Annotated in this window: 11 protein-coding genes; 5 read left to right on the plus strand and 6 right to left on the minus strand. The window is 47.0% G+C overall.

What is annotated here, in order from left to right; translation table 11 throughout:
* The 6 genes from A3763_RS25075 to def all read right to left on the minus strand — a co-directional run.
* Window positions 1-699: hypothetical protein (locus A3763_RS25075; RefSeq protein ID WP_197483121.1), on the minus strand; the 699-nt coding region annotated here is incomplete at its 3' end.
* A gap of 110 nt (window positions 700-809) precedes the next feature.
* Window positions 810-2,258 (minus strand): TrkH family potassium uptake protein, encoded by a 1,449-nt coding sequence (locus A3763_RS25080; RefSeq protein WP_068512836.1) that lies wholly within the window; start codon window positions 2,256-2,258, stop codon window positions 810-812.
* A 35-nt stretch (window positions 2,259-2,293) separates the two neighbouring features.
* Window positions 2,294-3,667, minus strand: coding sequence for a Trk system potassium transporter TrkA (gene trkA, locus A3763_RS25085; protein WP_068512833.1), 1,374 nt, complete (start codon window positions 3,665-3,667; stop codon window positions 2,294-2,296).
* Between the two features lie 140 nt (window positions 3,668-3,807).
* Window positions 3,808-5,235, minus strand: a complete 1,428-nt coding sequence (rsmB, locus tag A3763_RS25090) for a 16S rRNA (cytosine(967)-C(5))-methyltransferase RsmB (protein ID WP_231872320.1) — start codon at window positions 5,233-5,235, stop codon at window positions 3,808-3,810.
* Window positions 5,216-6,175 carry a methionyl-tRNA formyltransferase gene (fmt, locus tag A3763_RS25095; RefSeq protein WP_068512830.1) on the minus strand — a complete coding sequence of 320 codons (960 nt, stop codon included), beginning with the start codon at window positions 6,173-6,175 and terminating at the stop codon, window positions 5,216-5,218. The genes rsmB and fmt overlap by 20 nt, the downstream gene beginning before the upstream one ends.
* 60 nt (window positions 6,176-6,235) lie before the next feature.
* A complete protein-coding gene (gene def, locus A3763_RS25100; protein WP_068508982.1) occupies window positions 6,236-6,748 on the minus strand; it encodes a peptide deformylase in 513 nt (170 codons plus the stop codon).
* 198 nt (window positions 6,749-6,946) lie between these two features.
* Between def and A3763_RS25105 the strand changes: the two genes are divergently transcribed.
* The 5 genes from A3763_RS25105 to aroE all read left to right on the plus strand — a co-directional run.
* Complete coding sequence (locus A3763_RS25105; protein WP_231872321.1) at window positions 6,947-7,978, plus strand: LysM peptidoglycan-binding domain-containing protein; 1,032 nt, start codon at window positions 6,947-6,949, stop codon at window positions 7,976-7,978.
* Window positions 7,979-8,136: 158 nt separating this feature from the next.
* The gene (gene dprA / locus A3763_RS25110) at window positions 8,137-9,348 is read left to right on the plus strand and encodes a DNA-processing protein DprA (RefSeq protein WP_068760701.1); all 1,212 of its coding nucleotides are present in this window, start codon (window positions 8,137-8,139) and stop codon (window positions 9,346-9,348) included.
* Window positions 9,349-9,412: 64 nt separating this feature from the next.
* Window positions 9,413-9,985, plus strand: a complete 573-nt coding sequence (locus A3763_RS25115; RefSeq protein ID WP_068512824.1) for an L-threonylcarbamoyladenylate synthase — start codon at window positions 9,413-9,415, stop codon at window positions 9,983-9,985.
* A gap of 47 nt (window positions 9,986-10,032) precedes the next feature.
* A complete protein-coding gene (gene hemF, locus A3763_RS25120) occupies window positions 10,033-10,929 on the plus strand; it encodes an oxygen-dependent coproporphyrinogen oxidase (RefSeq protein ID WP_068512821.1) in 897 nt (298 codons plus the stop codon).
* 27 nt (window positions 10,930-10,956) lie between these two features.
* The coding region (aroE, locus tag A3763_RS25125; RefSeq protein ID WP_068760703.1) for a shikimate dehydrogenase at window positions 10,957-11,631 on the plus strand (675 nt) is incomplete at its 3' end.

The following is an 11,631-nucleotide window of genomic DNA, read 5'->3' on the forward strand; positions in this document are numbered from 1 at the left end:
GCCAAAGAAGACTGCCGATATGATCGGACGATACTCCATATTGAAACGGCCGGCCTCGCCCGTCATGCGTAGACTAAACCATATGCCGCCCTCGCGATAATGGTGATTAGACAGATGAATCACGATATCTAGTTCGCTAGCATGATTGGTGAGTTTGATTACTCTGGGTCTAAACTCAGGCGTTTCAGTGCTCTGATAATAACCGGGCTTACCGTTTTGGGCGCTAAGATTGCCGTTGATGTAAAGCTTGTAGGCGCTTGGCATGTCAGGAATATAGAGATAGATAGGCTCCAAATTCTGTGGCACCAGAACTTTTGCATGATACGTTGCAAGACCCAGAGGAGGATAGATTACCTGCTGTTCTTGAATGTGCTCACCCTTCATTGTGTCAACGCGTTGATTCTCGACAAAGCGATAGGGGTTTTTATTCCAAACACCGGGAACGGGAAATTTAATGGGGCTTTCTTCTGTCTTGTAGATGTCCTGAGGTGGAATGAAGCGGTTCCAGTAAGTATTCCAATAGCCGTCAAGGCTAAAAGATTGTTTGCTAGACCAATCTTTGTCTCGCAGGTCGATAACAAGGAGTTTATTCGTGCTTGCTTGAGCCGTATTACTTTCGGCCTGCAATGCAGAAGATACACCGGCTAAAAATAGGAAAAAAATGAGAAAGAGTGTATTTAAGCACGAGAGCTTAAGCATGTCTGACAGCCACTTATATTTTTATTATTGATCAATCATAAGGTTTATTGGCCGCTATGTCAGTGCACTCGTCTGCTTTATTGGTATTTTCTCGGTTTTTAATAAGGGCCTTAATTTCGCCAGAAAGCAGGGGTAAACAATATCAATAAAGTGAAGATCTCTAGGCGGCCCATTAGCATGGCAAAGCATAGAACCCACTTAGCGGTATCGGGAATGTCGCCGTAGTGTTGTGCGACATCACCTAAGCCTGGGCCTAAATTGTTAATACTGGCACCGACAGCTGACCAGGCAGTGACTTGGTCCAAGCCCGTTGCCAGTAACATTAAGAGCAAAATAACGAAGACGAACAAGTAAACCGAAAAGAAGCCCCAAACAGCTTCAATCACACGGTCGGGAACCGGCTTTTTGCCAAGTTTTACTGGAATAATGGCGTTGGGATGAATTAGACGTTGGATTTCTCTCAAGCCTTGCTTGTAGATGAGTAAGATTCGAATCGCCTTCATGCCACCGCCGGTTGAGCCTGCACAGCCGCCAACAAAGGCAACAACGAATAAGAGGAAGGGCAGTACGAATGGCCAGGCTGTGAAGTCTGCTGTAGCAAAGCCAGTGGTTGTTGCGATGGAAACAACTTCAAAGGCGCCTCGAATCATAGAGTCAGAGAAGCTATAAGTATCGGTGAAGTAAAGCGTTGCGATCGTAATAATGGTTACGATCAACATGAGCGATGCGTAAAAGCGGAACTCGGGGTCCATAAAGTACGTTCGCCAGCTATTGCTTCGCCATGCAGTGAAATGCAGCGCGAAATTAACCCCGGCGATAAACATAAAGAAGATGGCGATTAGTTCAATTACGCTATTATCGAAATAGCCAATACTGGCATCATGGGTTGAATAGCCGCCGATGGCGATGGTCGAAAAACTATGGCCTATGGCGTCAAACAGGGTCATTCCAGCGGCCCAGTAAGATAGCGCGCAAGCGACTGTTAGCCCGAGGTATATATACCAAAGAGCTTTGGCGGTTTCGGTGATTCGAGGCGTTAATTTACTGTCTTTTACCGGGCCGGGAGTCTCTGCTCGGTATAGCTGCATACCACCAATGCCTAGCATTGGAAGAATGGCGACAGCCAGTACGATCAAGCCCATGCCGCCAAGCCATTGCAATTGTTGTCGGTACCACAAGATAGATTTGGGCAGGTCATCTATCCCGGTAATGACGGTCGCGCCAGTGGTGGTTAGCCCCGATAGGGACTCAAAGTAAGCATCAACGAAGCGTAAATCAGGGGAGTCAGATAAATATAAGGGCACTGAACCACTCAGGCTGAGCACCAGCCAGAAGAGAACCGTTACGATAAAACCATCTCGTACACGAAGCTCCTTTTTATGGTTTCGAACAGGCAGCCAGATGATTAGCCCTAAGCCTAGCGTAATAACAAAAGCATCGAGGAAGGCATGGAGCTGATTATCGTTATAGATGAGCGAAACAATGATCGGCGGGAGCATGGTCAGGCTAAAAATCATCAGCAGGATGCCTAGAATTCGGCTGACTGTAGACAAATGCATCCGGTTGTATCTCCCAAAAAACTACTAAAACAGGGTTAGAAAAAAGCGAGTCCGACTTGGAACAGCTTCTCGACTTCGCGAACTCTTTTCTTATCGACCAGGAAGAGGATAACGTGATCGTCTTGCTCGATGCGGATATGGTCGTGAGCGATTAATACTTCCTGGTGACGGACAATTGCGCCGATGGTGGTACCGGTTGGTAAAGGTATCTCATCGACTCGTTTACCGACAACCTTTGAGGAGCGCTCGTCGCCATGTGCTACGGCTTCGATCGCCTCAGCTGCTCCTCGTCGTAAGGCGTGAACATTAACGACATCTCCTTTTCGGATATGGGTTAGCAGGCTGCCAATGGTGGTTTGTTGAGGCGATATGGCAATGTCGATTTCACCGCCTTGGATCAGATCGACATAATCAGGGTTGCTGATCAAGGCCATCACCTTGCGAGCACCAATGCGCTTGGCAAGCATCGAGGCCATGATGTTTGCTTCATCATCATTGGTCACGGCGATGAAAACATCAGTATCTTCGATGTTCTCTTCCAATAGCATGTCTTTATTGGCGGCATTACCATGCAGAACAATGGCCTTTTCGAGTTGCTCGGAAAGTGCCACGCAACGCTCGTGATGGTTTTCAATGATTTTTACTTGATAACGACGTTCCAGGTACTTGGCTAAGCGAAAACCAATGTTACCGCCACCAGCGATAATAATTCGCTTGTACTTATTTTCCAAAGGCTGCAGTTCGCTCATTACCGCGCGAATATGGTCGGTCGCGGCAATAAAGAAAACCTCATCATCTTCTTCAATCACCGTGTTACCAGAAGGAATGATTGGTTGGCCTTTTCTGAAAATTGCTGCCACTCGGGTGTCGATAGTGGGCATGTGCTGTCGGATCAAGGATAAGGCATGACCGACCAAGGGGCCGCCCTGGCATGCTCTGATGGCAACGAGTCTGGCCTTACCGTTTGCCAGGTCTAGTGCTTGTAAAGCGCCAGGATATTCCAATAAGCGGGTAATATGTTTGGTAACAACCTGCTCGGGGCTGATGAGTACATCAATGGGAAAGGCTTTGTTAGAAAACAGCTCTTTCTTGGCTAAATAAGGTGTCGCTCTGACCCGGCAGATTTTGGTGGGTGTCTGAAATAGTGTATAAGCAACCTGACAGGCGGCCATATTAACTTCATCACTATTTGCAACTGCAATCAGCATGTCTGCATCTTCTGCGCCCGCCTGGGCAAGAATGTTAGGGTGAGCACCCTGGCCGTGAATTGTGCGTATGTCTAAATGATCCTGAAGCTCACGCAGTCGAGCGCCATTGTGATCAATGACGGTGATGTCGTTTTCTTCATTTGCGAGGTTTTCAGCAAGCGTTCCGCCTACTTGCCCTGCACCGATAATGATAATTTTCATAAGGTTGATCTACGCACCGGTTTATTCAGTCATTTGACCCGTGGGCTATAATATACCGACAAAATTTAGGGTCAATCGCCAATTCAGTAAAATGACTCTTTTCATCCCCTAAACACGGTTAATCTGATAAATCTTGCTTCTTATTCGGGTATTTCGCTTCCGCGTTTTTTTAAACGGGCGTAGAAAAAACCATCATGACCGTTTTCTTGAGGGAATAATTGACGACCAAACCCGGTATCTTGCCCCCAGGGTGCATCGATCTTGAATAATTCGGCCTGATCTTGCTGTCTTAAGAATCGCTCGATAATTCGGCTATTCTCTTGTGGGAAGATAGAGCAGGTTGCGTATACCAATATCCCGCCTGGTTTGAGTGTTTTCCACAAGCTTGTAAGTAGCTGAAGTTGAAGTTCAGCCAATGCTTTTATATCACCTTCTTTGCGCAATAGTTTGATGTCAGGGTGGCGTCGAATGACTGCGCTGGCGCTGCATGGTGCATCGAGCAGGATTCGGTCAAAATGCTTACCGTCCCACCACTGCTCAAGCTCTTCGGCGCGTGATACCTTAAGTTCTGCCTGTAAATTTAGTCGTTTAAGGTTTTCATCGATCTTTGCGGCTCGACTTGCTTCAGAGTCTAGCGCCGTCAGGTGAATACCTGTTTGGGATTCCAGGATCGCACAGGTTTTTCCGCCTGGTGCGGCACAGGCATCGAGTACCTTATGGCCTTCTTCTAGTTCCAGTAAGTCACAACATAGTTGGGCTGCTTCATCCTGAACGCTTGCTGCGCCCTCGCGAAACTTGGGTAAAGCGGCTACGGGAACCGGTTTGAGCAACTGGATGCCGAAAGAACTGAAGGCGCAAGTTTGCGCTTCAATTTCCTGTTCCGTTAGTAAATCCAGGTAGTGTTGTCTTGGTTCGTCACTTTCAGCGAACTGTCGATTAACTCTCAGTGTCATCGGAGGGCGTGCATTTCCCTGGCGAAGAATATCTTGCCACTTTTCTGGCCAGTTATGTTTAACCTTTTCTTTAATCCACTCAGGGTAGCTGGCATTAATGATTTCGTTTGTTGCTTCACCTGCTTCGATCGCTGGCAGGGCGGATATTTTTCGAAGCACTGCATTGATCAAAGGCTTAAAGTGCTCTATTCCCAGCTCGGCAGCGGCTTGCACAGTTTCATTAATTGCAGCGTGGGCGGGTGTGCGCATGAATAGGAGTTGGTAAGCCCCTACTTTTAGAATGCTTTCAACCAGTTTATCTTCGTGCTGGAGCGGTGTTTCCAAAAACTGATTATGGTTATTTGCCAAATACTCGTACCAGCGACAGGCTCCATAGACAATTTCCTGAAGAAGGGCGCCGTCTTTATCTGCCACCTGTTCAGCAGCGATGGGCATGAGTGCAGTCAGTGACTTTTGTTCATAAGCGACACTGTGTAAAAGATGGCTGGCAAGCGCTCTGACGCTGCTTAAGCTTTCTATTGCAGGTAGCTTAGGAAGTCGGATATTTTGCTTGGAGCGTCTAGCTCGTGATTGGCGACGACTGCGTCCGCCAGACCTAGTTGTCATGATTGACATTCAGCTGCTCTCCCGCATTTAATAGCGCTTTACCGCCGTTCACGAAAGATTGAACGTCCATGGCTTTTGCCCCCGGAAGTTGGAGTTGCTGAATGCTGATAGCGCCTTGGCCACACTGGATAATGATGCCGTTTTTGGTTTTTTCCAGAATAGTACCGGCTACTCGGTCATCGTTTGTTTCGACTTCTGATGCTTCAAAGATACGGACACGCTGAACTTTCCCTTTTGCATCAAGAAACTCCAGAAACGATACCGGCCAAGGGTTGAACGCTCGGATATTGCGACAGATCTGTTGGGCGCTATCTTGCCAGTTAATGCAAGCTTCTTGTTTACTCAGTTTATGTGCGTAATTCGCCAGTTCGTTATCTTGAGGTTCAGCCGCTAATGTTTCACGCTGTTCGAGATATTGCAAAATCGCGCTGGCTCCTTGTTCAGCGAGCCGGTCATGAAGGCTACCGCCAGTATCCTGGTCAGTGATATCGGTTTTGAGTTTGAGTAGCATGTCGCCGGTATCTAAGCCTACGTCCATTTGCATGATGGTAATGCCCGTTTCACGGTCACCCTCCTGAATTGCACGCTGAATCGGCGCAGCGCCACGCCAGCGTGGAAGTAAAGACGCGTGGATATTGATACAGCCGAAAGTGGGCATGTCCAACACTGCTTTAGGTAGGAGCAGGCCATAAGCCGCTACAATCATTAGGTCTGCCTTGAGCGCTGCTAGTTCCGTCTGGGCCTCGGGGTTTGTCAGCTTTTCAGGTTGGAATACTGGAATGCCATGCGCTTCAGCTACCTGTTTTACCTCGCTTTTTACGAGCTTCTTGCCACGCCCTGCCGGACGGTCTGGCTGAGTGTAGACGGCGATGACCTCATGGTTTTGGTCAATAATGGCTTGGAGGCTTTTGGCTGCAAACTCCGGTGTACCGGCAAAGATAATCTTCAAACTGAAATCACTTTTTTAAATTGGGTAAATAAAAATCGCACAGATATGATAAAAGGCGTTTTAAGCGCGTTCCTGACTGCGATGAATCTTCTCTAGTTTCTTTTTGATACGATTACGTTTTAAACCGCTTAAATAGTCAACAAAGAGTTTACCGTTTAAGTGATCCATTTCGTGTTGGATGCAAACGGCTAGTAGCCCCTCTGCTTCTAGGCTAAACTCTTTGCCTTGTCGGTCTAGCGCTTCGATCAGCACATGTTCGATTCGGCTAATATCTTCATAAAAGCCAGGAACGGACAGGCAGCCTTCTTGCATTTTTTCTAGCTCACCCTCTAAAACAGTGACTTTAGGGTTAATAAATACCAGTGGTTCGCTCTTATCTTCTGACAGGTCCATCACTATTAATTGGAGGTGGCGATCTATCTGTGTTGCTGCCAGACCAATGCCGGGAGCATCATACATGGTCTCAAACATGTCATCGATAAGGGTTTGCAGATTGTCATCAAACTCTTCGACCGGTTTGGCCAGAGTACGAAGGCGAGGGTCTGGATATTCTAAAATTTCTAAAATCGACATGTGGATCCTGTTATGGCTGGTTTATTAGCGCTGTACTAGTATTAAATTGTGGTGCGTGTCACGATATCACTGCTACTATTATCTTATAGAAAAGGAAATTAGTACAAATTGTTAAATCTTGATCTATAGTTTTCTAGATACCGTGCCTTTTTTTCGCACACTTATATCTTAGACATAAATTTATTATGTAGGCAGCACATGATCCGAAAGTTACTCATCTCCGTAATATTGACAAGCCTGGCGCTGGTTCAATCCGTCTTGGCATCCCCTGAATTGGCTGACAACCACCCGGATCGTTACGTTGTCGTAAAGGGTGATACCTTGTGGGATATCTCAGAGCGCTTTTTGAAGTCGCCTTGGCTATGGCCAGAAATCTGGCATGCGAACCCTCAGGTCTCGAATCCTCACCTTATCTATCCTGGTGATATTATTGGTCTGATATATATTAATGGCCAACCGCGACTTACTACCTTGAAGGCAGGCCCTCAAAATGGCGTGGTTAAGCTCAGTCCTCAAATTAAGGCAACGCCAATTTCTGCTGCGATTCCGACGATTCCACTTGATGCAATAGCCAGTTTCTTGTCTCAGAACCGAATTGTTGAAAAAGAAGAGATGGAAATGGCGCCTTACGTGCTTATCGGTCGTGAGAATCACCTGATCACCGGGACTGGTGATACGGTCTTCGCTCGAGGTGACGTTAAGGGTGCTGAGAAAGTAGCCGTATATCGTTCTAGCGAGACTTATATTGACCCCGAAACGAATGAATTATTGGGGCTTGAAGCGAAAGCGATTGCCACTGCAGATGTTGATCAAGTAAACAAAGAAGTTGTGACGCTGAATATTCTTCGTAGCAGTGAAGAATTGCGCCAAGGTGACCGCTTGTTGCCGACTGAAGATAGAATGATTAACTCTAATTTTGTGCCAAGTAAGCCAGAGCATGATATTCGAGGCAAGATGATTTCTGTGGCTTCAGGTGTTGGTAATATTGGTCAGTATAATGTTGTTGTTATCAACCGCGGCGAGCGTGATGGTATTAAGGAAGGTAATGTACTCGCAGTATACAAGAGAGGCGGCTTGGTTCGTGATCCTTACACCAAAGAAAAGATTGAGTTACCTTCACAGCGTGCAGGTTTGTTAATGGTGTTTAGAGTCTTTGAGAAATTGAGCTACGGCTTGGTTTTGAAAGCAACACGCCCACTTGCTGTGATGGACGAGGTTCGTACGCCTTGATTTGAACCTGAGCCTTGAATTAGCGAGGCTGTAAAGATTAAAGTAAACTGAAGGCAGCTTAAGGATTAAGCTGCCTTTTTTGTTGGGCGATTGCTTGGCAAAGTATACCTAGGCCCGGAATAGGGCATTCTGCTAATAAATCGATTAAGGATGATCGTATGGCTATTTCTTCAAGTTGCGAATACATCGCACAACTTTCTGCAGTCAAAGGCTTGGGCCTGAAGACTTTTTATCACCTTTATTCTCACTTTGGGAGCGTTGACGCGCTTACGAAAGCTGACTACGAGGCTTTATGCTCAAGCGGTCTTAAACCAGTGATGGCACGAGCCATGGTCAACATTAATGAAGCTGCATTATCCCAGGCGCTTCCACGTTCGACCGAGACGTTGATGGAGTGGTCGGAACCTGCGCGACAGCATATATTAAGTATTGAGGATGCAGGCTATCCGTCTTTATTAAAGGAAGTATTTTGTCCGCCGCCTATGATCTATCTGAAAGGCTGTCTGGAGTCTTTATTGTTGCCTGCCTTAGCCGTTGTGGGTAGCAGAAAACCAAGTATGGCCGGGAAACAGCATGCCTATTCTTTTGCCTATGAGTTGAGCCTTCAGGGCCAGAATGTCGTTAGTGGTTTGGCTTTGGGGGTTGATACTTTGGCCCATCGAGGAGCCTTGGAAGCAAGTGGCATTACCTGTGCGGTTTTGGGGACGGGCTTAGATCTTGTTTACCCAAGGCAAAATCAAAAACTAGCAGAGCAAATTATGGATCGAGGAGTGCTGGTGTCGGAAATGGCTTTAGGGTCTCTGCCTGTGCCTGCAAATTTTCCGCGACGAAATCGTTTGATTTCGGGGCTTTCTCAGGGTTCATTGATTGTTGAAGCTGGCCTGAAAAGCGGATCATTAATCACTGCGAATTATGCGATAGAACAGAATCGGGAGGTATATGTCATTCCAGGGCCTATTGATAGTGAAGTGGCTGCCGGATGCAACGATCTGATTAAACAGGGAGCGCAGCTGGTGACATGTGTCGAGGATATTCTAGCTTTTCCTTGTCGGGACTCTTGTATGACGGTAGCGTCTTCCGCCAATAACTCAAAGCGTGAGAGTCCGATTGGGCGCAGTACAAGCGCTATAGTGGGCAAGGCTGAGGGTCATGCAGCTGAAACTCAGTTGTCACATGAACTTTTGCCCGATGAAGGAAAGCTATTACCTCTGATTGATTTTCAGTGTACCTCCTTTGACGTTCTAGCTAGCGAGAGCCAACTGGAAGCTGGCGTGCTATTGCAAAACCTGGTGAGCTTGGAGCTAAAAGGTTTAATTTCTAATGTGCCAGGTGGCTATCAGCGTGTGAAATCAGTAAACTCAGCCCAATAATTATGGTCACTTGTCTAAAGTGCTTTTTGAAGTGTAAATAGCGTCGATAGGAAGAGAGGTTTGGGTGTCGCTAAGTCGTTTATCTGAATGGCAGGTTCAGTTTGCTGCTAATATTCTCAAGGGTGGTGGAGTGATTGCACATCCGACCGAGGCGGTTTGGGGCTTGGCTTGTCATCCAGACAACAAGCAAGCCGTTTATAAGATCCTGGACTTGAAAACCAGACCCGTTGAAAAAGGCTTGATCTTGGTTTCAGGAGAGGCTTGTTATTTTGACGTTTTACTTAAGGATTTGCCCGAGGCACTTCAGCGTAAGTTTCTAGCGCCGGTTACGAGGCCGACTACTTGGTTGGTGCCAGATGAAGCCAACAGAGTGCCTTCATATATCAAGGGGCGGTTTTCAAGCGTTGCCTTGCGTCTTAGTACGCACCCTTTAATTGTTGAGCTTAGTCGACGAGTCGGAGCACCTCTGGTGTCTACTTCGGCTAATCCTTCTGGCAAGCATCCGGCAATGAACCTACGTGAAGCACGAGACTACTTTAGGGGGAGAGTTGATTATCTTCTGCCTGGCCGCCTTGGCGGCTTCGATAAACCTTCAGAAATTAGAGACCTGGTAAGCGGAGAGTCGCTACGGGTCTAGCGTTGGATAAACTCAGCGCATACAGAATAAATATTAGGAGTGAGTGCATGTTAGAACAGGTCAAAGCTTATTTGCTCGGTTTGCAAGATAGTATTTGTGAAGGGCTGGAGCAAAGTGATGGTCAGGCGCGCTTTGTAGAGGATGCCTGGGAGCGCCCTCAAGGTGGCGGTGGTCGAACTCGAGTGATTAAAGATGGGGCTGTTTTCGAGAAAGGGGGTGTTAACTTCTCTCATGTTTACGGGGACTCATTGCCGCCTTCGGCAACTAGTGCCAGACCTGAGTTGGCAGGTCGTCGCTTTCAGGCGATGGGTGTGTCTTTGGTTATGCACCCTCATAACCCCTATGTACCGACCTCTCATGCCAATGTTCGCTTCTTTATTGCGGAAAAGGACGGTGCTGAACCCATTTGGTGGTTCGGTGGTGGTTATGATTTAACGCCTTACTATGGTTTTGTAGAAGATTGCCAGCAATGGCATCAAGTTGCAGCGGAAGCTTGTGCGCCTTTTGGTGAAGAGGTTTACCCTAAGTATAAAAAGTGGTGCGATGAGTACTTTTACCTGAAACATCGGGACGAAGCGCGCGGAGTTGGCGGCTTATTCTTTGATGACTTGAATGAATGGGGCTTCGAAAAGAGCTTCGAATTTATGCAGGCCGTGGGCAATTCCTATGTGAAGGCGTATCGCCCGATCATCGAACGGCGCAAAGATAGCGAGTATGGCGAAAGGGAGCGACAGTTCCAATTGCATCGTCGTGGCCGTTATGTTGAGTTTAATCTAGTATTTGATCGCGGTACGCTATTTGGCCTCCAGTCTGGAGGGCGCACTGAGTCGATACTTATGTCGATGCCTCCGCTGGTCAGTTGGGATTACAACTATCAGACTAAAGCAGGTTCAAGAGAAGCTGAACTGACCGAGCGCTTTTTGCCGCATCAGGACTGGATCTGATAGTCTTCAGGGAGTAAGGAAAAATACATGTCAGATAAATATGCCGTTGTTGGGAACCCCGTTTCTCATAGTAAGTCTCCATTGATTCATAGCATGTTTGCTACGCAGACGAAGCAGGCACTTACTTACGATAAAATTGAAGCGCCAGTCGATGATTTTACATCAGTGGTCAAAGGCTTTTTTGCTCAGACAGAAGGAAAAGGCCTTAACGTTACCGTGCCTTTCAAAGAGCAAGCTTGGGACATGTGTGACAAGCGTAGCCTTGGTGCTGAAAAGGCTGGTGCTGTAAATACTTTGTACCTTGATGAGCAAGGCTTGCTTTGCGGTGACAATACAGATGGTTTGGGTTTAGTGTCCGACATTCAGGGGCATGGAATTAGCCTAAGTGGAAAAAAAATACTGATTTTAGGGGCAGGTGGTGCTGTAAGAGGCGTATTGCAGCCTATACTTGAAGAAAAGCCAAGCAAGGTTGTGGTGGCCAATAGAACCGTTAGTAAAGCGGATGCTTTGGTAGACTTGTTTCAAGATCAGGGGAGTATTGAAAGTTCGAGCTTTGAAGCCTTGAACGAAGCTTTTGACTTGGTGATTAATGGTACCTCGGCCAGTTTATCGGGTTCCTTGCCACCAATTTCGAAATCGATTATCGGTGCTGCGACGGTTGCCTACGACATGATGTACGGCTCAGAGCAGACTGTCTTTAAT

Source organism: Oleiphilus sp. HI0128 (genome assembly GCF_001635365.1).

Bases quoted from the DNA above. Each gene is read 5' to 3' on its own strand.
- A3763_RS25105 (WP_231872321.1), top strand. From the start codon at position 6,947: ATGATCCGAAAGTTACTCATCTCCGTAATATTGACAAGCCTGGCGCTG.
- dprA (WP_068760701.1), top strand. From the start codon at position 8,137: ATGGCTATTTCTTCAAGTTGCGAATACATCGCACAACTTTCTGCAGTC.
- def (WP_068508982.1), bottom strand. From the start codon at position 6,748: ATGTCGATTTTAGAAATTTTAGAATATCCAGACCCTCGCCTTCGTACT.
- A3763_RS25080 (WP_068512836.1), bottom strand. From the start codon at position 2,258: ATGCATTTGTCTACAGTCAGCCGAATTCTAGGCATCCTGCTGATGATT.
- hemF (WP_068512821.1), top strand. From the start codon at position 10,033: ATGTTAGAACAGGTCAAAGCTTATTTGCTCGGTTTGCAAGATAGTATT.
- rsmB (WP_231872320.1), bottom strand. From the start codon at position 5,235: ATGTCAATCATGACAACTAGGTCTGGCGGACGCAGTCGTCGCCAATCA.
- trkA (WP_068512833.1), bottom strand. From the start codon at position 3,667: ATGAAAATTATCATTATCGGTGCAGGGCAAGTAGGCGGAACGCTTGCT.